Raw genomic sequence first — 26,288 nt, 5'->3', positions numbered from 1 at the left:
AATTCGGCGCGGGGGAAGTGCCAGACTGCAGTTAAGACAAGGCCAGAAAGCCCAAGTTTCCGGGCTTTTGAAAAAGGCCAGCGCCCCGGACAGCACGGAATTTTGTTCTGTTCAGCACCATGCAAATTCGGCCGCGCAGAGGAGAGCTAGTCTTGGCCAGAGGCTTTAGCGAATTCAAGTACATGACCTTCGATGTCGTCGGCACGCTGATCGACTTCGAAGGCGGCATGACGACCTGTCTGGCCAGGATCGCCGCCGACGCTGGCGTTTCCTTCGATGGCGAGGCGGCGCTGGCCCTGTACCGGCAAGCCCGCTACATGCCCGCTGCGGGCCTGTTTCCCGACGATCTCTCACGTGTCTACACGGTCATCGCGCCACAACTCGGCCTGCCGGCCGAGGAGAAATATGGCGCCCGCCTGCGGGACTCCGCCAGCGCCTGGCAAGGTTTCCCTGACAGCGCGGCGGCATTGGCCGAGCTTGCGAAATCCCACAGACTGATCGCCATGACCAATGCCCGGCGCTGGGCGCTCGACCATTTCGAGAAGCAGCTCGGATCACCGTTCTTCGCCACCTTCACCGCCGACGACGCAGGCACGGAAAAACCGGATCCGGCGTTCTTCCAGAAGGTCTTCGATTTCGTCGCCGCCCGGGGTGACAGCAAGGGCGACATACTGCACGTCGCCCAAAGCCAGTACCACGACATCGGCATCTCCAGGGCGCTTGGCATGACCAACTGCTGGATCGAGCGCCGGCACGCCCAGAAAGGCTATGGCGGCACGATCGAACCCGAGCGCTTCACCGTGCCGGACCACCACTTCACCTCGATGGCCGCGTTGGCGGCGGCCGTGCGGGAAAGCCTGAAGGAACGAATCTAAGCCCAAGCCCGGAAAGCCGCAACAAGACGAGCATCCCGGAGAAACAAACAGAAAGGGGAATACCATGACCGACAAGATCACGAACTGGACCAGAGCAGACGATGCAATGGTCGAAAACGCCATTCGGCGGGGCGCGAGCCGCCGCGAACTCCTCAAGATGCTGCTGGCCGGCGGCGCCGCGGTTGCCGCGGGCAGCCTGGTGCTCGGCCGCGCCACCCAGGCCGTCGCCGCCGAGCCGGTTTCCGGCGGAACTTTCAAGGCCGCAGGCTGGTCGTCATCGACCGCCGACACGCTCGATCCGGCTAAGGCGTCGCTCTCCACTGACTATGTGCGCTGCTGCTCGCTCTACAACCGGCTGACGTTCCTCGACAAGGATGGCGTCACCCAGATGGAACTGGCCGAAAGCTTCGAGAGCAAGGACGCCAAGACCTGGACGGTGAAGCTGCGCAAGGGCGTCACCTTCCACGACGGCAAGGATCTCAGCGCCGCCGACGTCGTCTTCTCGATGAAGCGCCATCTTGATCCAGCGGTCGGCTCCAAGGTCGCCAAGATCGCCGTGCAGATGACCGGCTTCAAGGCGGTCGACAAATCGACCGTGGAAATCACGCTGGCCGATCCGAATGCCGACCTCCCGACGATCCTGGCACTGCATCACTTCATGATCGTCCAGGACGGCACCACGGACTTCTCCAAGGGCAACGGCACCGGCGCCTTCGTGTTGGAGACGTTCGAGCCGGGCGTGCGCTCGGTGGTCACCAAGAACAAGAACTACTGGAAATCGGGCAAGCCTTATCTCGACTCTTTTGAATTCATCGCCATCAGCGACGACAGTGCCCGCGTCAACGCCCTGCTTTCCGGTGACATCAACTTTGCCGCCTCGATCAATCCACGCGCGATGAAGCTCATCGGCGGCCAGCAGGGCTTCGAGCTGTCGAAGACCACCTCGGGCAACTACACCGACCTCAACATCCGGCTCGACATGGATCCGGGAAGCAAGGCCGACTTCGTGGCTGGCATGAAGTATCTCGTCAACCGCGAGCAGATCGTCAAATCGGCATTGCGCGGCCTCGGCGAAATCGGCAACGACCAGCCCGTCTCGCCGGCGAATATCTTCCACAATGCCGACGTCAAGCCGAAGGCCTTCGACCCGGACAAGGCGAAGTTCCACTTCCAGAAATCAGGTCTGCTCGGCCAGTCCATCCCGGTGATCGCTTCCGACGCCGCGACCTCGTCGATCGATATGGCGACGATCATTCAGGCCGCCGGCGCGGATATCGGCATGAAGTTGGACGTCCAGCGCGTCCCGGCCGATGGCTACTGGGACAATTACTGGCTGAAGGCGCCAATCCATTTCGGCAACATCAATCCGCGCCCGACGCCGGACATCCTGTTTTCGCTCCTCTACGCTTCCAATGCGCCGTGGAACGAAAGCCAGTACAAGTCCGAGAAGTTCGACAAGATGCTCATCGAGGCGCGCGGCTCGCTCGACCAGGCCAAGCGCAAGGAGATCTACGGACAGATGCAGGCTATGGTCTCCGAGGAGGCCGGCACCATCATCCCGGCCTACATTTCCAACGTGGATGCCCTCTCCAGCAAGGTGAAGGGTTTGGAAGCGAACCCGCTCGGTGGCATGATGGGCTACGCAATGGCGGAATATCTCTGGCTCGAAGCCTAGGAAAGCCTGCCGAGGGCCGGTCAGCCGGTCCTCGGCACTGCATTGCGCAAGATTGTTTTGGCCGAACGCAGCTGCGGGGAGCGCTTCCATGACGTCTCGGGTTCTCAACCTGGTGATGAAGCGGCTGGGGATCGCGGCCGTCACGCTTTTGATCGTGCTGTTCGCCGTGTTTTTCGCCACCAGCATGCTGCCTGGCGACACTGCGTCGATCCTGCTCGGCCAGGCAGCGACTCCGGAAGCGGTCGCCGGCCTGCGCGAGGCCATGCATCTCAACGATCCGGCGATCCTGCGCTTCCTGCGCTGGCTCTTCGGACTGCTTCACGGCGATCTCGGCACCTCTTATGCGAACGACATGCCGGTCGCGACGCTGATCGGCGGGCGCCTTGTCAACACAATGAAGCTCGCAGGCATTACCACGGTGCTCTCGGTCCCGCTGGCGCTGACGTTCGGCATCACTGCCGCGATGTTGCGCGGTTCCCTATATGACCGCACCGTCACAGTGTTTTCGATCGGCCTCATCTCCGTGCCCGAATTCATGGTCGCGACGCTCGCGGTCCTGCTCTTCGCCGTATATCTCAAATGGCTGCCGGCACTGTCCTCCGTCAACGAGGCGCATACGCTGACCGACCTCGTGCGCATCTATGCGATGCCGGTGATCACGCTCACCTTCGTCATCTCCGCCCAGATGATCCGCATGACCCGCGCCGCGGTGATCGAAACGCTCTCCACGCCTTATGTCGAGATGGCCCTGCTCAAGGGCGCCTCGCGCGGCCGCATGGTCCTACGGCACGCGCTTCCGAACGCGCTCGGGCCGATCGTCAACGCGGTCGCGCTCTCACTGTCCTATCTGGTCGGCGGCGTCATCATCGTGGAGACGATCTTCAACTATCCCGGTATTGCCAAGCTGATGGTCGATGCGGTCGCGACACGCGACCTGCCGTTGATCCAGAGCTGCGCGATGATCTTCTGCCTCGGCTATCTCTTCCTCATCACCGCCGCCGATGTCATCGCCATTATCTCCAACCCGAGGCTCAGATGACGATGGCGCGCGCGGCTGCCTCCCGACGGTCCTTTCTGGGCCACAGCTACAATCTCATAGGTGTCGTGGCCGCGCTGGTCATCCTGGCATGGACACTCGTCGCGATCTTCGCGCCCTACATTATTCCCCATCCGATCGGCGACATCGTCGACGACGACTATTTCGGCCCAATGCGTCAGGGCCTGTGGCTCGGCTCGGACTATCTGGGACGTGACATGCTTTCGCGAGTTCTGATGGGCGCGCGCTACACTGTCGGCATATCGCTGGCCGCCGTCTCGATCGCCTGCTTTTCGGGCGTCGTGCTGGGGATGACGGCGGCGGTAACGGGCGGCTGGTTCGACAGCTGCCTTAGCCGCTTCCTGGACGCCATGAACTCGATCCCCAGCAAGCTGTTCGGTCTTGTGGTCGTCGCCGCGGTCGGCTCGTCGATCCCGGCGCTGACCCTGACGCTGGCCGTCATCTACATCCCTGGCGCCTACCGCTTCGCCCGGGCGCTCGCGGTCAACATCAACACCATGGACTTCATGACCGTCGCCCGCGTCCGTGGCGAAAGCTTCGTCTATCTGATCGGATCAGAGATCCTGCCCAACATCATCCGCCCGGTGCTGGCCGACTTCGGGCTGCGCTTCGTGTTCATCGTTCTGTTGCTATCCGGCCTGTCCTTCCTGGGACTTGGGCTCCAGCCGCCACTCGCCGACTGGGGCGCGCTGGTGCGTGAGAACATAGGGGGCCTGCCCTTCGCGGCTCCTGCTGTCATCATGCCCTCGCTGGCGATCGCCAGCCTCACCATCAGCGTCAATCTGCTGATCGACAACCTGCCGCAGAAGATCAGGGACCGGGACGCATGACGAACCTTGTCGAGGTCAGGAACCTGAGGATCGAGGCGACGACCGACGCCGGACGGCTCGTCGAGATCATCAAGAGCATCAGCTTCGACATCGCCGACGGCGAGATCGTCGCCCTGATCGGCGAGAGCGGCTCAGGGAAGACGACGGTGGCGCTCTCACTGATGGGCTATGCGCGGCCCGGCTGCCGGATCACCAGCGGCGAGATCAAGATAGACGGCAAGGACATGGCAGCGCTTTCCGAAAAGCAACGCGCCAAGTCACGCGGCACAGATATCGCGTATATTCCGCAGAGTGCCGCAGCCGCCTTCAACCCGTCGTCCACGATCATGGAGCAGGTGATCGAGGTCACGCGGATTCACAAGCTGATGTCTCCCGAGCAGGCGCGCCAACGCGCGATCGAGCTGTTCAGGGCCTTGTCGCTGCCGGATCCGGAAGGGATCGGCGCCCGTTACCCGCACCAGGTTTCGGGTGGGCAATTGCAGCGGCTCGCTGCGGCCATGGCGCTCATCGGCGATCCCAAGCTGGTCATCTTCGACGAGCCGACGACGGCACTCGACGTGACGACGCAGATCGACGTTTTGAAGGCATTCAAGTCGGTCATGCGGGCGGGCGGGATAGCGGGGGTCTATGTCTCCCACGACCTCGCGGTCGTCGCCCAGATCGCCGACCGCATCGTGGTGCTGAAGGGCGGCGAAGTGCAGGAGACCGGGACCACGACTGATATCCTTTCGGCCGCACAGCACCCGTATACGCGCGAATTGCTGGCCGCCTTCGGACCGAAGCCGCGGCAAATACAGGCCGTTGCCGATCCCGCGGCGAATCCGCTGCTTCGCATCAACAATCTGACGGCCGGATACGGACCGGTGAAACCTGATGGGCAGCCGGTAATCCGCGCGGTCGATTCCGTCAGCCTGGTCGTGGAGAAGGGACGCAATCTTGGCGTCATTGGCGAATCCGGCTGCGGAAAATCGACGCTGGCGCGGGCCATCGCCGGCATCCATCCGGCGACGGCCGGCGACATAGTCTTCGACGGCAAGGACCTGCAACGCGCCGCGGGGAAACGCAGCCGGGAACAGCTGCGCGAGATGCAGATCGTGTTCCAGTACGCCGATACCGCGCTCAACCCGGTCAAGGCGGTGGAGGACATCATCTCTCGACCGCTGGCCTTCTATCACGGGCTCGACAGGCAGGCGCGCTCGAGGCGCGTCGATGAACTGCTCGACATGGTGCGCCTGCCGAAGACGCTGCGCTACCGCCACCCATCGGAACTCTCAGGAGGCCAGAAGCAGCGCGTGAACTTCGCACGCGCGCTGGCGGCCGATCCCAAGCTCATCATCTGCGATGAAATCACCTCGGCGCTCGACACGGTGGTGGCGTCCGCCGTGATCGAACTGCTCAAGGACCTGCAGCGTGAACTGGGACTGTCCTATATCTTCATCAGCCACGACCTTTCGGTCGTCGAGGCCATCTGCGATCAGATCATGGTGATGTACAATGGGGAGCGGGTAGAGCAGATCACCCCTGACAAATTGAAGACGCCCACCCACCCCTATTCCAAACTTCTGTTCTCCTCGGTGCCGAAGCTCGACCCGACCTGGCTCGACGGGCTGGTGCGCGACCCCGAACTCGTCAGCCAGTACGGCCATCGCTGACTACAGCGGAAACAGGCTGGGAAGCGGCATGTGCGCCTTGACGATGGGAGATTTCAGCACCACGAAGCTGAAATACTTGTCGATGCCGATATCCATGTCGCTCAGCCGCTCCATGATCTCCTGATACTCGCCGATGCCGGCCGCCACGAATTTCATCAAGTAGTCGTAGCGGGCGGAAACGCGGTGGCATTCGACGGCCGCATCAACGTTATCGATGGCGGCAAGGAAACGCGCGAAGTCGATCTGGCGATGGTTCTTGAGCGTAATTTCCGTGAAGACTGTGAGCGTCCGCCCCAGCGTTGCGATGTCGATCCGCGCCGAATAGCGCACGATATAGCCTTCGGCATGCAGCTTCTTTACCCGCATCAGGCAGGGGCTGGGGGAGAGGTTGACCCGTTCCGCCAGTTCCACATTTGTGATGCGGCCGTTCTTCTGCAGCTCGTACAGAATCTTGATGTCAATCCGATCGAGTTTCATGGGCTAACGTGCTTCCTGTCAGGGCAAATCAGCCTGCCGCAGCCGGCCTTCACCCTGTCTACAATTGTGAGCAGAGCCGGTAAGCCTCATAGATCGACGAGTAGATGTCCCTGCTGGCAACTGCGTCTCCAATGCGATGCAGGGCGAACGATCCAGCAGCGTGAGGACTATCAGCCCCCTTTGTCCTCGCGCCCGTCATGATTGCGATGTCGGTGACGCCGTTGTTTGCGGAGCGCACGCGCAATTCCTGGTAGGTATCTTCCATGGGTGCCGTGCCGCGCTCGACAATGAGTTGGGCCGCAGTCATTTCCGTTTCCGCACCGGTGAGCTCATGCCGGAACCTGGCGGCGATCCCGTTGCCTTGGCGCGCTGCCTTGACCAGGCGCACGTCGCTGACGACCCGAATGCCGAGTTCCGAGGCGCGTTTGCGGAAACTCACCCTGTCCGGATAGGGAGTCTCGATCGCCAAAGTGTCGTCCGCTATGGCCAGGCTGACCAGGCGCCCCGAGCGGGCAAGATGCAGGGCGCAGGAAACTGCGGCCTGGCGTCCAGTCTCGTCGTAGATGAGCACATCGTCCTTTGCCGGCACGACGCCAGTCAGGACGTCCCAGACGCTGTTGCAATGCTCTGCGCCCTCCAGCCGCTCCATGTCCGGAATGCCGCCGGTGGCCACGATGACCACGTCCGGTTTCCCGGCAAGAGCGATCTCTGCGTCCGCATAAGTGTTGAGACGGATCTCCACGCCAAGGCGGGCGAGCTCGTCGGCACGCCAGTCGACTATGCCGATGAGATCCTTACGGTCGACGGCGGAGGCCGCGATGAGCACCTGCCCACCAAGTCGCGCTCCGGCTTCAAGCAGGCTCACCTTGTGTCCGCGCTCGGCGGCAACCCTTGCCGCTTCCATTCCACCCGGACCGCCGCCGACCACGACCACCCGTTTCGGCGCTTCGGCCCGCTCGATGGTATGGCTGATGATCGTTTCGTGGCCGCTGGCCGGGTTGTGAATGCACTGCACCTTTTTGTAGAGGCAGTAGGATGCGCCGACGCACGGTCGGATGCGTTCTTCTTCCCCGCGCATCACCTTGTTGACGATATGCGGGTCGGCAATATGCGCCCGCGTCATGCCGACCAGATCGACGAGGTTTTCGCGGATCGCATGCCGGGCTGTGGCTACATCCCGGATGGCTGCGGCGTGGATGATTGGCAGGCTGGTTTCCCGCTTGAACTGCCCGACCAGCGGCAGAAACGGCGCGCTCTGGCTGAACATACCCGGCATGTTCTGTTCGGCCAAGGACAGGTCGGTGTCCATGCGGCCAAAGATGCAATTGAAGAAGTCGATATGGCCTTCCCGTTCGAACAGCCTGGCGAAAGCAAGGCACTCCTCGAAATCCGACCCGTCGTCGACCGCCTCGTCGATCACGAACCGGATGCCGACAGCGAAGTCGTCGCCCACGGCTCGACGGATCGCCTCATGGACCATCAGGCCGAAGCGTGCACGGTTTTCGAGCGAGCCACCGAAGGTATCCGTGCGTCTGTTGGTTCTGCGCGACAGGAATTGACCAATCAGATGACCGCCCGTGACTGTCTCAATGCCGTCCAGATCGCCGTCACGGCATCGCTTGGCGGCACTGGCGTAATCCTTGACGATCCTGTCGATGTCCGCGGCATCCATTTCCTTCGGGAAATTCCGGTTTCGCGTCTCGCGAACGCGTGACGGCGCCACCGGCGGCAGCCAGTTCCCGGCATAGGCAGTAGCGCGCCGGCCAAGGTGTGAGACCTGGCACATGACGGCAGCGCCATGGCGATGCACCCGCTGCGACAGCGACTGGAGATGAGGCACGATGTGGTCGGTCGAAAGGTCCAGCTGACCGCCGCCCCAACTCGAGTCGGGCGACGTCATGGCCGAGCCGCCCACCATGGTCATCGCCAGGCCGCCGCGCGCTTTCTCCTCATGGTAGCGCTGGTAGCGCTCGAGCGGCAGGCCGGCATCGTCCAGCATCGAAGCATGACTGGTGCTGACAACACGGTTGCGCAGCGTCAGACCCTTGAGCCGAAACGGCTGAAGCAGAGGATCGCTGGATGTGCTGCTTGCTTGAGATCCCGTTGCCGTCACGTCCTGCTCCACCCCATTCATGAGGGTTATAGTTCGCCATTTCCGGGATCATAGAAAGCTTGTAAATTGTTGGGGTAGCTATACGCTGGGCGTATGGCTGGTTTTGCAAAACTCGTTCCCTCCGCGCGCGGACTGCTTGTCTTCGAAGCTGCTGTCCGATCGGGTAGCTTCACGGCCGCGGCGCGCGAGTTCAACGTCACGCAACCATCGATCAGCCGCAGCATTGCCCAGCTCGAGGCCGATTTTGGTGTTCCTCTTTTCACACGAAGCCCAACGGGATTGACCCCGACCCCGGATGGACGTGCCCTCTATTCGGCCGTGCAGGAGGGATTTGACGGCATCGCGGAGGTGATCCGGAGAATCAAGCAGAACAGCGCTGCAAAGCCGGTAGTCACCCTTTCCCTTTCGAGTTCTCTGGCAACATATTGGTTCGTTCCGAGGTTAGGGGCTTTCAACACCAGGTTTCCTGACGTCGACCTGAGGTTCGAACTGATCGCGGGCGTTCTGCGGGGACCTGCCGAGAATGTCGACCTCGCCACCAGAATCCTGACCGATGACGATACGCACTATCACCGCTGGGCGTTCTCGCCGGAAATCATCGTTCCGGTTTGCAGCCCATCCTATTTGTCGGCCCACGGTCGGTTGATCCATGCCGGAACCGGGGAAGGTCATGCCCTGCTTCACCTGACCGACGCCAAGGAGCAGTGGCTGGATGCCTGGGGCAGTGTTGCGGACCGCAAGACAAGCAGGGCAAAGTGGCTCGAATTCTCGGACTACGCGGTCGTACTTCAAGCCGCGATGAACGGGGAAGGCGTGGCGCTCGGCTGGCTCAGCAACGTTTCAAGGGCATTGCTTCAGGGAACCCTAGTTCCGGCCTCGGACAGGCAGATTGAGACGGGCCGGATCCATCAGCTGATTGCACCGCGCTCACGGCCGGTACGGCCTGTCGTCTCCGATATCCGCGCGTGGATGATCGCCGAGATGCAAGCCGAATTGAAAGCACTGCACCCGATCTTGCGGCCGGACATCTTCTAGCGGGCGGCAGGCGACAAGTGCAGCGTGGCGCTGCCACCTCTGACTACCTCGGAAACAGGCTGGGCAGCGGCATGTGCGCCTTGACGATCGGGGACTTCAGCACCACGAAGCTGAAATACTTGTCGATGCCGATATCCATGTCGGTCAGCCGTTCCATGATCGTCTGGTACTCGGCTATGCCGGCGGTCACGAATTTCATCAAATAGTCGTAGCCGCCCGACACGAGGTGGCATTCGATGACCTGGTCGACCTTTTCCACGACGGCGAGGAAGCGGGCGAAGTCCACCTGGCGATGGTTCTTCAAGGTGATCTCGGTGAACACGGTCAGCGTCTGGCCGAGCTTGCCGATATTGACCTGTGCGGAATAGCCTTCGATGTAGCCCTCCGACTGAAGCTTCTTGACCCGCATCAGGCAGGGGCTCGGCGACAGATGCACCAGATCAGCCAGTTCCACATTGGTGATGCGGCCGTTCTTCTGCAATTCGTGAAGAATTTTGATGTCGATCCGATCCAGTTTCATGGCCGTCTCCACGGAACGCATTCCACAGCACAAAATGCTGCCGTACTATCAACCATCGACACTACCACAGCCCGCTGGCCTGTCCATCCAAGCGGACAGTGCTTTGGAACGCAGCGACTCCCGATTTCGACCGAGCTTACGGAATAAAATTCTGCCTCGGCGGTAACTGCAGCAGCGGCTGCCTTCGCAACACGGTAGATTGGCGCTTCAAGGCAGAGAGACCATGCGCGCGCCGCTACAGAAAATCGAGACATCTGGCGAACTGCCGCAATCCGCGGACGCGGTGGTGATCGGCGGCGGCATCGTGGGTGTCTTCGCGGCCTATTATCTGGCCAGGCGCGGCATGCGGGTCGCACTTGTCGAAAAGGGGCGCATCGGCGCCGAGCAGTCCTCGAGGAACTGGGGGTGGTGCCGCCAGCAGAATCGCGATGCCCGCGAGCTGCCGATGGCAACCCGAAGCCTCGATCTGTGGGACCGCTTTGCGACGGAAACCGGCGAAAACACCGGCTTTCGCCGCTGCGGGCTGCTCTATCTCAGCGATGACGAGGCGGAACTGGCCGGCTGGGCGCGCTGGCGTGACTTCGCCAGGACGGCCGGCGTCACCACGCACATGCTCGACAGCGCCGAGGCTAGCGAGCGGGGCCACGCCACGGGCCGGACCTGGAAGGGCGGCGTCTTCTCGCCGACCGACGGCACGGCCGATCCGGCGCGAGCCGCACCCTCGGTCGCCCGCGCCATCCTCAAGCTCGGGGGAACCGTGCACCAAAATTGCGCCGCGCGCGGCATTGAGACTGAAGGCGGGCGCCTGAGCGGCGTGGTCACGGAAAGCGGAACGATCCGGGCCAAGGTGGCGGTGCTGGCCGGCGGCGCCTGGGCATCCTCTTTTTGCCGGCAGTTCGGTTTCCGTTTTCCGCAAGCGTCGATCCGCTCCTCCATCCTGTCCGTATCGCCAGGCGCGAAGGGTCTGCCGGATGCGCTGCACACGGCAAGTATTTCGGTCACGCGTCGCGGCGACGGCGGCTACACGCTCGCCATCAGTGGACGCGGCCGCGTGGATGTGACGCCGCAGCAGTTGCGCTTCTCTTCGCAGTTCCTGCCCATGTTCCTGAAGCGGTGGCGAAGCCTCGCGCCCGGCGGCCTGCAGGGCATGCGCTCGGGCCACGAAACGCTCCGACACTGGCGGCTCGACCAGCCGACACCCATGGAGCGGATGCGCATCCTCGATCCGGCCCCGGACCAGGCAACCATCCACCTGGCCCACGCCCGGGCGCTCGAACTGCTGCCGGCACTGCGCCAGACCAGGATCAGCGCGGCTTGGGCCGGCTACATCGACAGCACGCCGGACGGCGTGCCCGCCATCGGCGAGATCGATACCGTTCCGGGGTTCTTCCTGGCTGCCGGGTTCTCCGGACACGGCTTCGGCATCGGGCCCGGCGCCGGGCATCTTGTCGCCGATCTGATGACTGGTTCGGAACCGATCGTCGATGCGACATCCTACGATCCGCGCCGCTTCGACACTTCGGCCTGGGGCAAGGTCGCTGATTTCTAAGACGCGATCCACGTAACGGTCACACGGGCCTCCGGAATACATCAGCCTTCTCCTAGAAATGCTGTGATGGGCACATTGAGAATGAGCAGCGCAGGGAGCCGAGATGCCCCAGGCTGTCGCTGCTCTGGTTGGCCCAGTGATCATCCGCAGAAGCGCCGGAAGGTTCCCAGCCAGTTGCCGCCCATAATCGCCGCCGTCTGCTCGCGGCTATAGCCGCGGTCGAGAAGGCCCTGCGTCAGGTTCGGCAGTTTGGTGACCGTCTCGATGCCGACCGGGTAAGACTGTCGCCCAAAGCTCGAAAGCGGGCCGAAAATATCGGGGCGGCGAGTGCGCCAGGTGACGACGCTGGGAGGTGCTACCACCGAAGCCTGCTCTTGGTATTTCTCAACATAGTCGACGCCGATGCCGACATGTTCGGGGCCGACAAGCCGGACCAGATGATCGACGTGGTCGAGGAAATCGTCAAGCGTCGGGGTGCCGTCAGCCAGCGATTGCGGCAGGCCACAGACGCCGATCATGCCGCCTTTTTCGGCCATCGCCTTGACCGTCGCGTCTTCGGTGTTGCGGCCATTCGACCGAAGGCCGTCGGCATTGGAGTGCGTGCACACGGGCGCGCGGGCCAAGGCAGTCGTCTCGGCACGTGTGCGATGCCCGCAATGCGAGAGGTCGATCATCAATGGCAATGAGTTGGCCAACGCCACCAGTTCCTCGCCGAGATAGCTGAGGCCGCCATCGCGCCGTTCACCGCACCCGTCGCCAAAGATGTTGGCCGTCGTGTAGGCAAGGCCGAGCACGCGAAGCCCCATCCTGGTCAGCAATTCCAGCCGCCAAAGCTGGTCATCCAGCATCGTCGCGCCCTGGGTGCCGAAAACGACGCCAAGCTTGCCGGCCTGCTTTGCCGCCAGCATATCGTCAGCCGTCAGGCAAAGTTTGAGGTAGGCGCTCTTCTCGATCATAGAGAGATAGCGCTCTGCATTGCGCATCACGACATCCCAGTTCTCCTCCAGGGCGAAGGTGACATTGGTCGCATTGACCCCTCCGGCGAGCGTTCGTTCGGCATATTTGTCCTCGAGCACATAGGCGATGGACAGCGCGTCGAAGACGAACATCTCGTCGTGGAAGCGCCGCGTCTCTTCGCTGGCTGGCCCGGTCGCCGGGCGGACGGCGGATACGACTGACATCTCTATCTTCTCCTTGATTAATTCAGGCTGAAACCGAGCGGGCAGCCGCGACCGCAAACCGCTTGATGTGGAACGGCTCGATCGGCGTCGCGGTGGAGCCGCGGTCGATCAGTTCGGCCATCACGTCGCCGACCCCAGGGCCGAGCTGGAAGCCATGGCCACAAAAACCGAAGGCATAATAAAGCCCGGACACCCGAGCGCTGGGCCCCATGATGGGAATATCGTCAGGCAGATAGCTCTCGATGCCGCTCCAGGTGCGGATGACCCGCATGTTGGCGAGCGCCGGCACCAGGCGACGGATCTGCCGAAGCTGGTTGCCGAGATGACCCGGCACCGCATAGGCGCGCCTGATGTCGGCAAAGGCCGGGCCGCGCGCACCGCCGCCGAAGACGACATTGCCGCGTTCGACCTGGCGCAGATAGACGACCTCCTGCGGAATTGCGGTCGATACGCCGATCACCGGCCTGAGGCGGTACGGCAGCGGCTCTGTCACCGCCATTTGCGGCCCGTGCACGGCGATGGGAACCGGCTCTTCGAACTGTTGTGACAGAGCCCCACCCCAGGCTCCGGCGGTGATCAGCGCAATCGGCGCGCTGAACACCCTGCCGTCGGCTGCGATCGCCTGGAAATCATCCCCGTTCTTGGCGATCGAGATGATCACGGTGTTCTCGAATACGGCGACGCCGGCCCGAGTCGCAGCGCGCCCGAAGGCAGGTGCCGCAAGCCGTGGATTGGCGTGGCCATCATTCGGCGAATAGGAACCGGCGATCGCCTCCGGTCCGAAAAAGCCGAAGCGCGCCTTGAGGGAATTGGCGTTCAACAGTTCCAAGTCGAGGCCGTAGTCGCGCGCCTTTTGCGCGTAGGCTTCGATCACGCCAATCTGCCTGGGATCGTAGCAGACACGGATATGGCCAGTCGCCAGGAACTCGGCATCTTCACCAAGCAATTCCTTCAGTCTGCCCCAGATTTCGCGCGACCGATTGGCCAAAGGGAGCTGCGGCAGAAAGCGGCCCTGCCGGCGCACATTGCCGAAATTGACGCCGCTGGCCTGCTGGCCGAGCAACCCTCGTTCAAGCAGGATGACCGAACGTCCGCGCCGGCGCAGGAAGAACGCAGCGGCGGTTCCCATCAGGCCGCCGCCAATGACAATCACGTCGGCCTGCAGCGGCTTCATGCTGCCTGCTCCGTGTCGCCCTCGGCGCCGATGACGAACGGCTTGACCGGCGCCTGTCCACGTATGCGGCCCACCGCTTCAACCGGAACGCCGGCGCATGCAGCGATCACCTCGGCCGCCGCATGCCCGCAATAGCGGCCCTGGCAGCGGCCCATGCCGACACGGCTGAAGGCCTTGGCGCGATTGACCTCGACGGCGCCACCGCCCGATACGGCGGCGCGCAATTCACCCGCGGTGATGTTCTCGCAGCGGCAGACCACCGTATCTTCGCTGAGAGCGGCTGCGGCACCAGCCGGCCACGGAAAGGCAGCAGCAATGCCGCGCCGAAACCGCTCAAAGATTTGCAAGCGGCGACGAAGACGCGCAACCAAACCTTGCGCCACCGGGCGGCCGAGATCGGATAGAACGGCCAGCGCAGCGAGCCGGCCGGCCGCCTCGGCGGCATCGGCGCCGAGCGTCAGGGCACCGTCGCCACACAGATAGACACCGGCAACGCTGCTGCGACCGTCGGCGTCTTTTACCGGGAAGAACTGCCGCGTCTGCACATCGTAACGGAACTCACAGCGGGCAAGGTCCGCCAGCTGCGTTTCCGGCCGCAGATGATAGCCAAGCGCGACAGCGTCGCAGGCAATCGTCCTGACTTGCCCTTTGCAGGTGCGAAAGTGGATCGTCTCGACGCCCATCCCAGGCCGGCCTTCGATCTCGACCGGCGTGATGCCGGTCGAGATCTCGATGCCGGCACGGCGAAGCTTCAAGGTGAGGGCCAAGCCCTTCAGCAGGACATCCGGGCGGGCGATCAGCTTGGGTAGTGCCTTGAGCCGCAGGTGGAAAGGCGAGGTATCGAGCACCGCGGCCACCTCGGCGCCCGCCTTCGAATATTGCGCCGCCACCAGATAGAGCAGCGGCCCGCTGCCGATGAACACGACGCGCCTGCCGATCGCGCATGCCTGCGACTTCAACGCGATCTGCGCGGCACCGAGGCTGTAGACGCCAGCCCGGTTCCAGCCCCGCACCGGCATCAGGCGGTCGGTTGCTCCCGAAGCAATGATCAGCGCATCGAAATCAACTTCGCTGGTTCGGGTCCCCTGAAGCAGATGCAGCTGCTTTTCCCATATCGCCCAGGCGAGGGTCTCGGGTCGATAATCGATGCGATCACGCAGAGCATCGAAACTGCGATGCAGATCCTCGGCGCGGCCAGCTTCCGATCCATAGAGCGAGGCGTAGGGGCGACGAAAGCCTTCCGGCTGGCGGCGATAGATCTGGCCACCGTCACGGATGCCTTCGTCGATCACGATCGGCCGAACGCCTGCTGCAACCAGCGTCTCGGCGGCACGCACGCCCGCGGGACCGGCGCCGACAATCACTATGCGAGGCTCGGCCATGCCTGCTCCGGAACCTTGGTGGCAATGCGCATGCCCGCGGCAAGCGGCGTGGTACAGGCCCGCAGGCGCTCGCCTGTGTCGGTCCAAACAAAGCAATCCTGGCAGGCGCCCATCAAACAGAAGCCGGCCCGATCGCCATCTCCGAACTCGGAACTCCTGAGGCGGCGGATCTGCGTGAGCATCGCCACCAGCAGCGTGTCGCCCTTGCGGCCTTCAGCCGGCTGGCCGTCGATCGAAAAGATAAACCTCGGCCTGTCCTGCTCGCCAAGGCGCGTGAAACGACCGCTTTCGTTTGAGATCATAGATGATCCTCCTTTGGATCCGGCTGTCTGCCACCCCACGATCTTTTCAGTCCGCCGCGTCCATCGCCAATACCAAGTGTTTTGCCATCCAGAACTTTTGGTTATGATTGGCCATGAACGCCAGGCATCTCGAAGTCTTCCGCGCAATCATGCGCCACAGTTCGCTCACTGCGGCGGCGGAGGCCCTGCATGTTTCCCAGCCTGCGGTGAGCAAGATGCTCAGGCACTTCGAGAGCCTGATCGGCTACAAGCTCTTCGAACGCATAGGCGGCCGCCTCGTGGCCACGCCGGAGGCGCATCTGCTGTTTCGCGACGCCGACCGGATTTTCCGCGAGATCGAAGTGCTGGAGATTTATTCGAACCGAATCCGCGACAAGCAGCTGAGCTTGCTTCGCATCGCCGCCAGCGCACCGCCGACCTTCGCGCTGTTGCCGGCCGCCACCCGACGCTTTCGCCGGCGCAATCCCGGCGCGCGCCTGGTGCTTCAGACGCTTCCCGCGGAGGAGATCGCCGAGCGCATCCTGACTGGTGACATCGATCTTGGCCTGACCATGACCACCTTGCCCGAGCCGCATATCCGCAACGAGGTTGTCGGCGCGGCCGACATCATCGCACTGATCCTGCCGGAATCGCCGCTCGCTGTGCTCAAGACGATTACGCCAACCGATCTCGCGCAGCAGACCTTGATCAGTTACGGCATGAACACGCCTGCCGGTCAGATGCTGGCGCGTGTGTTCCAGGAACAGGGGCCGATCTACGACCCGCAGATCGAAATAAGCCTGTCGATCGCGGCCGCACCTCTGGTATCGGCCGGCCTGGGTGTCGCATTGGTTGACGGGCTGGTTCCCTGGGCACAATTCGGACATCTGAAGGTGCTGCCCTTCCAGCCCCGCTCGGCGCTCGATATCGTGCTGGTGACGAGCACCACTTTGCCTCAATCGCGCTTTGGGCGGGAATTTGCCCGGGATATCCAAGCCGCAATCCACGATGTGGGCCGCGGCAAGTAGTCTATCGAGCTGCCATTCTGGTTGATTCGGCGGCCTGTAGGTTGATCTTGCTTTCCGCCATTTCGGTGAGCGACACGCTTTAGGACATCAGCTACTGGCATGCGCGGCTTCTGCGGCCAGTTGCCAGCTCGCTCCGGCCCGACGGCGAACAGCATGACCGGCACTTCGTCTTCGGCCAGGCCGAAGTCGCGGTGCACCGCCTCGGAGTCGAAACCGATCATCGGCGTCGAACCCAGGCCCATCGAACGGGCCGCGTAGATGATCGCCGCGGTGCCAAAGGTCGCGGACCGCACGGCTTCATCGTGGTGGCGCTGCGGCTGATCGTCATACAAACCGCGAGCGGGGATTTCCCACTCCGGCACCAGGTGCGCCGGCATGATGCCGGCTTTCACCACGGGCGCCAGTCGGTCGAGGACGGTGCTGGCATCGGCCAGCCTACCGATGATGATGAAGGTCACGGCCGCGTCGGTGATCGCGGGCTGATTCCAGGCGATGGGGCGCAGCCGCGCCTTCGCTGCAAGCGAGCGTACAGCGATGAAGCGCCAATCCTGCAGAGGGAAAGATGTCGGCGCGGACGTGCCGATACGCACCAGGTCGCGGATCTGATCGTCGCTGAAGGTCGCGGTCGCCTCATCGACGCTCGCCGCCCCCGGTATCGGCGTCATGAAGGTCGAGCGGGAATACTTCACCATGCCCTCGACCTTGCCCTTATCGTTCCCCTTGGCGCGAGCGGCAAGGTATCGTTGAACAGATTCCCTTCGACGCCGAGAAAGCTGCTCGCGACCAAGCGATCGCGACCTTTCCCATTCGCAAAGAGGTCGATGGTATCGTGGCTGTGGAAGTTCGCAAAGATGACGGCACGATCGTTTTCAGTCTGGCAGGCGGTCACTGACCCGGTCGTCCGTCGCGTTGCCGTTGAGGTCCGAACGGTTCCCGGGGCTGCCAGGCTGGACGGGCCCCGTCCCGTTCCAACGGATGAAAGCTGCATCCTTGCCGGAAGCTACCTGCATGGGGAGCCTTTACCAAGAAGCGAATGTTGGAGAAGCTGTAGGATCGGCTGCGAAAAGAGAATTCTGGCTCACGGCCGTTGACGGTCAATCAGCGACGAAGGTCGTTCGGCATCCTATCTCCTGAAGGCGGTGTTTCGCGTCGGATTTCTGCCGTCGAATAGAACTGGAATGCCGGCTCCGGTAGCGGGATCGACCGCATGGATATGAAGGTGCGGTTCGGTCGAATTTCCAGAGTTACCGACCTGTCCGAGGCGCTGACCGACGGACACGGGAGTGCGCGACCGAACTTGGATACTTCCTTGCCGAAAATGGGCCAGCTCAACCTGCATTCCATTGCATGACAAAACGACATGGTTGCCGGCGGCATTGGCCCGATCGGTCTTGGGCGGAGGCAAATCCGGCAAGCCGTCTTTAACCGAGATGACCGTCCCTTCGCAGGGGCTGATTACGGACGCTCCGAAGATAGAATAGCTGGCAGGATCCGACGGCAGGATGCTTTTGGATCGGAAGCCGGCGTCGTTTGTCGCGGTGATGTCCAAGGCGTAGCGTTGTGCGCGATGACCAGCATGGTGGTTAAGCAAGCCAATGCTGCCGCCCTGTGCGATCACGAAATGACCGCGCTCCAGGGGAAACGCGAGCGAGCGAGAATGCTCGGGCTTCGCAAAGCCAGTCAGACTGTAGGCCAGCGCCGCGCTGAACAGCGTGAGCGAAACGCCCGTCGTCATATGCCGCACCCAGAACTGCGAACCTTTCGGAACACGCCACGGTCGCCGAGCGTGTCGGACAAGGGAGACCGATGCCGCGACCAAGACCAATCCTACGAGGACAAGGCGCGTCCAAAGCCCCGCAATGTCCCATCGACCAACGAGAATTACCAGCAGGAAGAAAGCCACTGTGTCGAGCGCAACCAGCAGCCATCCGGGGAAGCTGGGCTCGTCGAGCCGCCAGAGTTTCCATGCAAGAGCGAGCGGGACGATGACGCAGACCACCACCATCAATCCGCTCATTGCCTGCGAAATGTTCATCGGTGCTGTACTCCAGCTTAAGCTGCCCCGCCTCAGATGGCACGAATGCTACGGCACCAGTCTTCAAGTACAGCCTCAATCTCGGCAGCGGGATCACTGTCGCGCTTGAATGCCGACCAGATAAGGGCTCCCTGCCATATGCTGGCCATTTGCCATCCCATCCGCTCGGCAAGCACAGCTTCCTGAGTGAGCCTCCCGCCCAAGGCCTGAGCGAGATATGCACCCCAGGCGCATCCACGTGCCCGCAGGCTCGGATTGCGCAGATCCTCCCGCAATAAAAGGAGCCCGTCCGCGAGGGCGTACTCTACCGCGTCGCGGGGTATGAGCCGCATCAGCATTGAGATCGCACCAGCCGGACTGATGGGAGCCTCCGCGTCGGCTCTGGCGGTATCCGCGTCGAGGTGATCCCAAGCGTGTAGCAGGACCGCCTCGATCATCCCCTCGCGAGTGCCGAAACGCTGTACGAGCGTGGCGCCGGACAATCCCACCGCCTGCGACGCTTTGGAAAAACTCAGCCCATCCGGTGCGACCGTCTTCAAAGCGGCCAAAAGCCTGTCGAGGACGGCGCTGTCCGAAATGGTCTTGCTTCTACCCATGTCATAATTTATAAACGATCATTCACTTATTATCAAGAGGAAGCAGTCATGGCCAGGATTCTCGGGTACATCGCAACTAGCCTCGACGGATTCATCGCCACCGAAGAAGACAGTCTTGATTGGCTGTTCGCGTATGATGATCTCGAGCTTGGGGAGCACGATTACCGCAAATTCATCAAGCGCATCAGGACGGTTGTCATGGGTCGAGACACCTATGACTTTCTCGAAAAAGACGGCTCTCCATGGGCCTACGACGAGCAGCGCGTTCTGGTTGTCACCTCAAGGCCAATTGCCGCACCGAAGGGACCGCTAGAGAGGCGCAGCGACATCGACGAGCTTATCACGGAGCTGCGGGATCTCAGCGACGGAGATGTCTGGGTTCTCGGTGGAGGGAAATTGCAGATGGCCTTCATCGAGCGATGCGCACTGGACGAAATAGAGATCTATGTGATGCCGGAGCTCCTTGGCGGCGGAAGGCCACTCTTTCCCCCTACGGGTGTACGGAAGGGTCTGCGTTTGCTTGAGGCCACCCCGCTCGACCAGGGGTGTGTCCGCCTTCATTACGCCTTTGACCACGCTGCTGATCTGTAGGCCTGGGCACCTTCCAGACGGAGCGCGTCCCGTCCCTCCACTATCGAACCCTTCTGCTGCTCGGATGCGATAAGCATTTCGACGAAAGCGGTGACCTTGCGCGGCCGTCAGCGCGCCGCCGGATAGACCGTATGGATGCCTCCAGAGGGCTGCGAGCATTCCTTGAGGACGTGGATCAGCCGCCCCGATGCCAGCTCGTCAGCCACCGAGAAATCCGGTAGGACCGCAAGACCGCCCGGCTCGAACAGCCTCGAGCACCCCTGGCGTGGTGTCGATGGCTATTCTTGCCTGCATGCGAACAGCGCGTCTCTCCGGTCTCCACGCGAGAATTGCCACAGCAGCGGTTCGCGCAGCGCCATGTTGGCGACGAACGGCAGCTTCGCAACATCGTCCGGATCGAGGACTGCCGCGATCCGGTCCTTAAACTCAGGTGCGGCGACCAACAATTGCCGGAAGGAAGCGATCCTGCGGGCTTGAAGCGAGGAATCCGCGAGCCAGCCGACGCGAACCGCCATGTCGATCTTGCCGGATGTGAGATCGATGGTGTGGTCGCTCAGCGTCTGCTCCACGCGGCAGGTGGGATAGCGCGCCGCAAACGCGGCGACGACCGGAGCGACCACTGCGGTGCCGTTGTCGTTGGGTGCGGTTATCCGTTGGTGCTGCGCAAGACGCCGAGAGCGGAGGCACGTCAGCGAGCGCTTGACACCTTGGCCCGCGGGAAGCTTGAGGGTTTGGCGGAGCGCAACATTGCAGCGTTGTCCGGCGGCCAACGCCAACGGGTGGCGTTGGCGCGGGCGATCGTCTTCGAGCCACGCGTGATGCTGATGGACGAGCCGTTGTCGGCGCTCGACAAGAACCTGCGCGAGACCATGCAGTTTCACGCGAGGGTGATGCGTGTTGATGAAACTTCCTGCGACGACGTGCGTTCAGTGAGTTCAGCCACCCGAGGCTTTCCTATGTACGATGCTTGGTTTTCCAGCCCAATATCTGTTGCCACCGGCATAAGCGGCGATATCCGAAACCTTACCAACGCTCGGCAAGCTTTTGACCTACTCAATGATCATTGGCGCAGCGGAGGAAGCGACAAGCACCGATCAGCGAAACGGGCGTGTCAGCAGGCCTTGAATGGCAGTGTTCCGGCTGACGTTGCAAGAGATGCGTTCATAGACGCGGCGCGGGAAGCGCGCATCTTGCTCGAGTGAATTGCGAACCAATAGACAAGGCCGGGATAGACCATTTCCCGCCACTAGCGAGGCCGCCATGAACGCAACAACCCACTTGCATGAACTCGGCCAGAGCCTTTGGTTGGACAACATCACCCGCGATCTGCTGAGCAGTGGCACCCTTCAGCGCTATTGCACCGAATTTTCGGTGACTGGGTTGACGTCGAACCCCACAATTTTCGATGAAGCCATTCGTAATAGTACCGCTTACGACGAGGCCCTTCGTGGAAAAGCCAGAGAAGGCAAAGCGGGCGAGCAGCTATTCTTCGAATTGGCGCTGGAAGATTTGAAGCAAGCCGCAGCACTGTTCGGTCCGGTCCACGAAGCGACGGGCGGCATCGATGGCTGGGTTTCGCTGGAAGTGTCGCCTTTGCTGGCTAACGATGCCGGCGCCACTGTCGAAGCCGCCAAGCGGTTGCATGGGCAGGCGGAGTGTCCCAACCTGTTTATCAAGATTCCCGGCACGCCCGCAGGCGTCGAGGCCATCGAGGAATCGATCTTCGCCGGCGTCCCTGTGAATGTCACCCTGTTGTTTTCGCGTGAGCACTACATCGCATCCGCCGACGCGTATTGCAGAGGCATTCAGCGCCGGATCAATGCCGGGCTCAGCCCGAAGATCGCATCGGTAGCCTCAATCTTCGTCAGCCGCTGGGACAAGGCGATGATGGACGAGGTTTCCACTGCACTGCGGAACCGCCTCGGCATCGCCATATCCGGGCAAGTCTATAGAGCCTACCGGGAGCGGCTTGCCTCTGCCGCATGGCGCGAGCTGGCCGATGCCGGCGCACTTTCCCAGCGTCTGCTTTGGGCGAGCACCGGGACCAAGGATCCGCAGCTTCCGCAATCCTATTACATTGAAGCGCTCGCCGCACCGGACACCATCAACACCATTCCGGAGAAGACGCTTCATGCGTTTTCGAAAGAGGGTGCGGTGAACGCCGTCATGCGGGAGGACGGTGGTGATAGCGAAATAGTGCTTGGCGACTTCGCAAAAGCCGGCGTCGACACTGAGGCGCTTGCCGCGCAGCTCCAGCTGGAAGGCGCGCAATCCTTCACCAAATCGTGGACTGATCTAATGGCGGTGATTGCGTCGAAGAGCGAACAGTTACACCGCCACGGTTCGGCCGGCGGATGATGAGCGCGCTTCTTGCGGCCAGGACATTGCCGCTCACGGACCTTGCAGCCTGGAAGGCATTGCTAACGCACTACCAGGGCGTGCGCCTGTTACATCTGCGACAGCTCTTCGCCAATGATCCCCAGCGGGGCAAGCGTTTCGCCATCGACGCCTGCGGACTTTATCTCGACTATTCGAAAAACCGCATCACGGCTGAGACGGTCGAGCTTCTCATTGACCTTGCCGAGGCTTGCAGGCTGCGTGAGCACATAGAAGCGATGTTCAGCGGCCAGAAGATCAATGTGACGGAGCAGCGCGCGGTGCTTCACACGGCGCTGCGCGCGCCTACTGGCGAGCGAATTTTAGCCGACGGTATCGACGTCGTGCCGGAAGTACACGCGGTGCTCGGCAAGATGGCCGATTTCACGGACAGGATTCACAGCGGCGCATGGCGCGGCCATACAGGCCTGCCGATCCGAAACGTCATCAATATCGGCATCGGCGGCTCGGACCTCGGGCCGGTCATGGCCTATGAAGCGTTGCGGCACTACAGCCGCCGCGACATGATTTTCCGGTTCATCTCGAACATCGACGGGACCGACTTCGTTGAAGCGACGCGTGATCTGAATCCTGAAGAAACGCTGTTCATCGTCTGCTCGAAGACGTTCAGGACATTGGAAACGCTGACCAACGCCCATACGGCACGTGAATGGATACTACGCAAGGTGGGCGACGAGCAGGCGGTGGCCCGGCATTTCGTCGCCGTCTCGACCAATGCCGAAGGGGTCGCAAAATTCGGCATCGACACCGAACAGATGTTCTGTCTGTGGGATTGGGACGGCGGCCGCTATTCGATGGATTCGGCGATCGGCCTATCCACCATGCTCGCCGTCGGGACGGAAAACTTCCAGGCGATGCTGTCAGGCTTCCGCGATATGGACCATCACTTTCGCACTGCGCCGTTCAGTCAGAACCTGCCGGCTCTGATGGGCCTGCTCGCGATTTGGTACAACAATTTCTTCGAAGCGCAGACGGTCGCGGTGCTGCCCTACGAGCAATATCTGAAGCGGTTTCCTGCCTATCTCCAGCAGCTGACGATGGAAAGCAATGGCAAGCACGTCACGCTTGGCGGCACGAAAGTCGATTACCAAACTGGGCTGATCTATTGGGGCGAACCTGGCACCAACGGGCAGCACTCATTCTACCAACTCATTCATCAAGGCACCAAGCTGGTGCCGTGCGACTTCATCGGGTTTTGCCAGGCATTGAATCCGCTGGGACGCCACCACGACCTCTTGATGGCAAATCTGTTCGCCCAAACCGAGGCGCTGGCTTTCGGCAAGACGGAAGGAGAAGTCCGAGCGGAAGGGACGCCGGACTGGCTGGTTCCGCACCACACCTTCGAAGGTAACCGCCCCACGAATACCTTGCTTGCCGAGCGCCTGACCCCAACGACCCTCGGCAGTCTAGTGGCGCTCTACGAGCACAGCGTTTTCACGCAAGGCGTCATCTGGAACATCGACTCATTTGACCAATGGGGCGTTGAGCTGGGCAAGGCACTGGCCGAGAAAACAATCCCTGAACTGGAAGCCTCCGAAGCTCCGCACCTCCAACATGACAGCTCGACCAACGCTTTGATCGAGCGCTATCGCCGTTATCGGAAGCGAAAGAAATGAAATGAAGCAGGTCCTGTCGGGCCTAAGCCCCCGACCTGAACAACCATACGACGGCGCAACCCAGCCAGCGCTTTGACAATCGGGTTGCATGACCTGATCAAAGGATCCTCCATGAAACCGGTGCCACTCGACCAGCTTTGCATCAACACGCTGCGAATGCTTTCCATTGACGCGGTTCAGAAAGCAAAATCTGGCCATCCCGGAACGCCGCTGGATGCCGCGCCAACGGCCTATTGCCTGTGGCAGCGCTTCCTGCGCTACGACCCTGCCGACCCTGATTGGCCGAACCGCGACCGCTTCGTTCTGTCGGCAGGCCATGCCTGCGCCCTGCTCTACAGCGTGCTTTACCTGTGCGGCGTCAAGGCAAAGGGCCCGAGCTATCCATCGGACGATCGACTTGCCGTGACGTTGGACGATCTCAAGAGTTTTCGCCAAGCTGGCAGCCACTGCACGGGACACCCCGAATATGGCTGGACCTCGGGCGTGGAAACCACGACCGGTCCGCTCGGACAAGGCGCGGCGACAAGCGTCGGTATGGCAATCGCGGAACGCTGGCTGGCGGCGACCTATAATCGACCGGGTTATGATCTGTTCTCGCACAACGTCTATGCGCTATGCAGCGACGGCGACATGATGGAAGGGCTCAGCAACGAGGCGGCATCGCTGGCGGGACACCTCAAATTGTCGAACCTCTGCTGGATCTACGACGACAATCACATCACCATCGAGGGTCCGACCGCCCTTACGTTCACTGAAGATGTGGCAACCCGCTTCGCCGCATACGGATGGCACGTCGAGCGGGTAAGCGATGCAAACGATCTGGTGCAGTTGGAAAAAGCGTGCCAGGCATTCATCGACACCAACGACTGCCCCACGCTGATCATCGTTCAAAGCCATATTGGTTATGGCGCGCCGCACAAACACGACACCAGCAAAGCGCATGGCGAACCGCTGGGCGCCGAAGAAGTTCGGCTGACGAAGGAGTTCTACGGCTGGGATCCGGATGCCGATTTCAGGGTTCCGGAAGGGGTCGTGGCGCATTTTCATGCGCATATGGGCAAGCGTGGCGAGGCCGCGCATATCGCCTGGCGGAAATTGTTCGAGGCGTATCGGAAACAATATCCCGACCTGGCCAAACAGATCGATCAGATGCAGCGACGTGACGCCGCCCCGGGGTGGGACGCCGCGCTACCCAAGTTTGGAGCCGACGCGAAAGGCATAGCGACACGTGAATCGTCCGGCCAGGTGCTGAACGCCATCGCGGCCCACATGCCGTGGCTGCTGGGTGGCGCGGCCGACCTGTCGCCGTCAACCAAGACGAACCTCGAATTCGATTTCGCCGGCGACTTTCAGGCCCCCGAGGGTGAACAGGCCGCCAGCTACCGCGGTCGAAATTTCCACTTTGGCCTGCGCGAACATGCCATGTGCGCCATCGGCAACGGCATGAGCCTGTCGAAGCTGCGGCCGTTCGTTTCCAGCTTCCTGATCTTCACCGACTATTGCCGCGCGGCGCTGAGGCTGAGTTCGATGATGGAACTCCCGCTCATCTCCATCTGGACCCATGATTCCATCAGTCTCGGCGAGGACGGGCCAACCCATCAGCCCATCGAGCAGCTTGCCTCGTTCCGCGCCATGCCCGGCATGGTATTGCTGCGCCCGGCAGATGCGAACGAAGTCGTGGAGGCATGGAAGGTCATCATGCATCTCAGGGACAGGCCTGTCTGCCTCGTGCTGACGAGACAGGCTGTGCCGACGCTCGATCGCTCGATCTATGCGAACGCAGGCGGCGTGGCGCAGGGCGCCTATGTGCTGGCCGATGCTCCCGACGGCAAGCCCGATGTCCTGCTGCTGGCGACCGGCAGCGAAGTCTCGCTCTGCGTGGCGGCCTATGAACAGCTGAAAGCCGAGGGTATCCAGGCACGCGTCGTCAGCATGCCGTCATGGGAATTGTTCGAAAGCCAAGCGAAGGACTATCGCGAGATGGTCCTGCCGCCCGCGATAAAGGCCCGGGTCGCGGTCGAGGAAGCATCTGGTTTCGGGTGGGAGCGCTATACGGGCTTCGACGGCGCTATTCTCGCTCTGCATAGTTTCGGCTTGTCAGCACCATCGAAAGTTGTCGCAGAACACTTCGGATTCGAACCAGCACACGTCGTCGCGGCAGCTCAGGCGCAGATCGCCGGGGTTCAAGCTCCCGTCAACGCGGCCTTCCCCAAATGAGGCAATC

General features: G+C 62.0%; 23 protein-coding genes and 2 pseudogenes. 14 read left to right on the top strand and 11 right to left on the bottom strand.

Annotated elements, in window-relative coordinates; translation table 11 throughout:
- Positions 1 to 152 precede the first annotated feature (152 nt).
- The 5 genes from EJ076_RS11265 to EJ076_RS11245 all read left to right on the top strand — a co-directional run bounded on the left by EJ076_RS11265 (position 153) and on the right by EJ076_RS11245 (position 6,089).
- Positions 153 to 875: an HAD-IA family hydrolase gene (locus EJ076_RS11265; protein ID WP_126067858.1), complete on the top strand. Its 723-nt coding sequence runs from the start codon at positions 153 to 155 to the stop codon at positions 873 to 875.
- Positions 876 to 939: 64 nt separating this feature from the next.
- The gene (locus EJ076_RS11260; RefSeq protein WP_126067857.1) at positions 940 to 2,550 is read left to right on the top strand and encodes an ABC transporter substrate-binding protein; all 1,611 of its coding nucleotides are present in this window, start codon (positions 940 to 942) and stop codon (positions 2,548 to 2,550) included.
- 88 nt (positions 2,551 to 2,638) lie between these two features.
- Positions 2,639 to 3,589: an ABC transporter permease gene (locus EJ076_RS11255; protein ID WP_126067856.1), complete on the top strand. Its 951-nt coding sequence runs from the start codon at positions 2,639 to 2,641 to the stop codon at positions 3,587 to 3,589.
- Complete coding sequence (locus tag EJ076_RS11250) at positions 3,586 to 4,437, top strand: ABC transporter permease (protein WP_126067855.1); 852 nt, start codon at positions 3,586 to 3,588, stop codon at positions 4,435 to 4,437. The genes EJ076_RS11255 and EJ076_RS11250 overlap by 4 nt, the downstream gene beginning before the upstream one ends.
- Complete coding sequence (locus tag EJ076_RS11245) at positions 4,434 to 6,089, top strand: ABC transporter ATP-binding protein (RefSeq protein ID WP_126067854.1); 1,656 nt, start codon at positions 4,434 to 4,436, stop codon at positions 6,087 to 6,089. The genes EJ076_RS11250 and EJ076_RS11245 overlap by 4 nt, the downstream gene beginning before the upstream one ends.
- On the opposite strand, the gene EJ076_RS11240 is transcribed toward EJ076_RS11245, so the two are convergent.
- The gene (locus tag EJ076_RS11240) at positions 6,090 to 6,566 is read right to left on the bottom strand and encodes an Lrp/AsnC family transcriptional regulator (protein WP_126067853.1); all 477 of its coding nucleotides are present in this window, start codon (positions 6,564 to 6,566) and stop codon (positions 6,090 to 6,092) included.
- Between the two features lie 58 nt (positions 6,567 to 6,624).
- Positions 6,625 to 8,700: an NADH:flavin oxidoreductase gene (locus EJ076_RS11235; RefSeq protein ID WP_126067852.1), complete on the bottom strand. Its 2,076-nt coding sequence runs from the start codon at positions 8,698 to 8,700 to the stop codon at positions 6,625 to 6,627.
- 72 nt (positions 8,701 to 8,772) lie between these two features.
- Here EJ076_RS11235 and EJ076_RS11230 point away from each other — a divergent pair, with 72 nt between their 5' ends.
- Entirely contained in the window at positions 8,773 to 9,714 is a 942-nt protein-coding gene (locus EJ076_RS11230; protein WP_126067851.1) for a LysR substrate-binding domain-containing protein, read from the top strand.
- Positions 9,715 to 9,757: 43 nt separating this feature from the next.
- On the opposite strand, the gene EJ076_RS11225 is transcribed toward EJ076_RS11230, so the two are convergent.
- The gene (locus EJ076_RS11225) at positions 9,758 to 10,234 is read right to left on the bottom strand and encodes an Lrp/AsnC family transcriptional regulator (protein ID WP_126067850.1); all 477 of its coding nucleotides are present in this window, start codon (positions 10,232 to 10,234) and stop codon (positions 9,758 to 9,760) included.
- Positions 10,235 to 10,457: 223 nt separating this feature from the next.
- On the opposite strand from EJ076_RS11225, the gene EJ076_RS11220 reads away from it, so the two are divergent.
- Positions 10,458 to 11,783: an FAD-binding oxidoreductase gene (locus EJ076_RS11220; protein WP_126067849.1), complete on the top strand. Its 1,326-nt coding sequence runs from the start codon at positions 10,458 to 10,460 to the stop codon at positions 11,781 to 11,783.
- 140 nt (positions 11,784 to 11,923) lie between these two features.
- Here EJ076_RS11220 and EJ076_RS11215 read toward each other — a convergent pair whose 3' ends face one another.
- From EJ076_RS11215 to EJ076_RS11200, 4 genes are read right to left on the bottom strand one after another with little or no spacing between them, the layout of a single operon-like run.
- The gene (locus EJ076_RS11215; protein ID WP_126067848.1) at positions 11,924 to 12,964 is read right to left on the bottom strand and encodes a membrane dipeptidase; all 1,041 of its coding nucleotides are present in this window, start codon (positions 12,962 to 12,964) and stop codon (positions 11,924 to 11,926) included.
- Between the two features lie 22 nt (positions 12,965 to 12,986).
- Complete coding sequence (locus EJ076_RS11210) at positions 12,987 to 14,138, bottom strand: FAD-dependent oxidoreductase (protein WP_126067847.1); 1,152 nt, start codon at positions 14,136 to 14,138, stop codon at positions 12,987 to 12,989.
- The gene (locus EJ076_RS11205) at positions 14,135 to 15,520 is read right to left on the bottom strand and encodes an FAD/NAD(P)-binding oxidoreductase (RefSeq protein WP_126067846.1); all 1,386 of its coding nucleotides are present in this window, start codon (positions 15,518 to 15,520) and stop codon (positions 14,135 to 14,137) included. The genes EJ076_RS11210 and EJ076_RS11205 overlap by 4 nt, the downstream gene beginning before the upstream one ends.
- Positions 15,502 to 15,822: a (2Fe-2S)-binding protein gene (locus tag EJ076_RS11200; protein WP_126067845.1), complete on the bottom strand. Its 321-nt coding sequence runs from the start codon at positions 15,820 to 15,822 to the stop codon at positions 15,502 to 15,504. The genes EJ076_RS11205 and EJ076_RS11200 overlap by 19 nt, the downstream gene beginning before the upstream one ends.
- Before the next feature lie 113 nt (positions 15,823 to 15,935).
- Between EJ076_RS11200 and EJ076_RS11195 the strand changes: the two genes are divergently transcribed.
- Complete coding sequence (locus tag EJ076_RS11195; protein ID WP_126067844.1) at positions 15,936 to 16,829, top strand: LysR family transcriptional regulator; 894 nt, start codon at positions 15,936 to 15,938, stop codon at positions 16,827 to 16,829.
- An 80-nt stretch (positions 16,830 to 16,909) separates the two neighbouring features.
- On the opposite strand, the pseudogene EJ076_RS11190 reads toward EJ076_RS11195, so the two are convergent.
- The 3 genes and pseudogenes from EJ076_RS11190 to EJ076_RS11180 form a co-directional block, all read right to left on the bottom strand.
- Positions 16,910 to 17,485 (bottom strand): annotated as a pseudogene (locus EJ076_RS11190) (nitroreductase family protein); the annotation flags it as partial.
- A gap of 467 nt (positions 17,486 to 17,952) precedes the next feature.
- A complete protein-coding gene (locus EJ076_RS11185; protein ID WP_126067843.1) occupies positions 17,953 to 18,864 on the bottom strand; it encodes a M23 family metallopeptidase in 912 nt (303 codons plus the stop codon).
- A 32-nt stretch (positions 18,865 to 18,896) separates the two neighbouring features.
- On the bottom strand, positions 18,897 to 19,460 hold the full coding sequence (locus tag EJ076_RS11180) for a TetR/AcrR family transcriptional regulator (RefSeq protein WP_206438790.1): 564 nt from the start codon (positions 19,458 to 19,460) through the stop codon (positions 18,897 to 18,899).
- 48 nt (positions 19,461 to 19,508) lie between these two features.
- Here EJ076_RS11180 and EJ076_RS11175 point away from each other — a divergent pair, with 48 nt between their 5' ends.
- Positions 19,509 to 20,051 (top strand): dihydrofolate reductase family protein, encoded by a 543-nt coding sequence (locus EJ076_RS11175; RefSeq protein ID WP_126067842.1) that lies wholly within the window; start codon positions 19,509 to 19,511, stop codon positions 20,049 to 20,051.
- Positions 20,052 to 20,329: 278 nt separating this feature from the next.
- Here EJ076_RS11175 and EJ076_RS35765 read toward each other — a convergent pair whose 3' ends face one another.
- Complete coding sequence (locus EJ076_RS35765; RefSeq protein WP_245463018.1) at positions 20,330 to 20,671, bottom strand: LysR substrate-binding domain-containing protein; 342 nt, start codon at positions 20,669 to 20,671, stop codon at positions 20,330 to 20,332.
- 27 nt (positions 20,672 to 20,698) lie between these two features.
- On the opposite strand from EJ076_RS35765, the pseudogene EJ076_RS36015 reads away from it, so the two are divergent.
- From EJ076_RS36015 to tkt, 5 genes and pseudogenes are all read left to right on the top strand, one after another.
- Positions 20,699 to 20,929 (top strand): annotated as a pseudogene (locus tag EJ076_RS36015) (ATP-binding cassette domain-containing protein); the annotation flags it as partial.
- Positions 20,921 to 21,253 carry a DUF982 domain-containing protein gene (locus tag EJ076_RS11160; protein WP_348639828.1) on the top strand — a complete coding sequence of 111 codons (333 nt, stop codon included), beginning with the start codon at positions 20,921 to 20,923 and terminating at the stop codon, positions 21,251 to 21,253. The pseudogene EJ076_RS36015 and the gene EJ076_RS11160, both read left to right, overlap by 9 nt.
- A gap of 58 nt (positions 21,254 to 21,311) precedes the next feature.
- Entirely contained in the window at positions 21,312 to 22,409 is a 1,098-nt protein-coding gene (gene tal, locus EJ076_RS11155) for a transaldolase (protein WP_126067841.1), read from the top strand.
- The gene (gene pgi, locus EJ076_RS11150) at positions 22,409 to 24,064 is read left to right on the top strand and encodes a glucose-6-phosphate isomerase (RefSeq protein ID WP_126067840.1); all 1,656 of its coding nucleotides are present in this window, start codon (positions 22,409 to 22,411) and stop codon (positions 24,062 to 24,064) included. The genes tal and pgi overlap by 1 nt, the downstream gene beginning before the upstream one ends.
- Positions 24,065 to 24,175: 111 nt before the next feature.
- Positions 24,176 to 26,281, top strand: coding sequence for a transketolase (gene tkt, locus EJ076_RS11145; RefSeq protein ID WP_126067839.1), 2,106 nt, complete (start codon positions 24,176 to 24,178; stop codon positions 26,279 to 26,281).
- Positions 26,282 to 26,288: the final 7 nt, after the last annotated feature.

The sequence above is a fragment of the Mesorhizobium sp. M7D.F.Ca.US.005.01.1.1 genome (genome assembly GCF_003952545.1).
GTDB lineage: Bacteria > Pseudomonadota > Alphaproteobacteria > Rhizobiales > Rhizobiaceae > Mesorhizobium > Mesorhizobium loti.
Note: the sequence above shows the minus strand (reverse complement) of the source record. Positions and strands in the feature narration are given on the sequence as shown.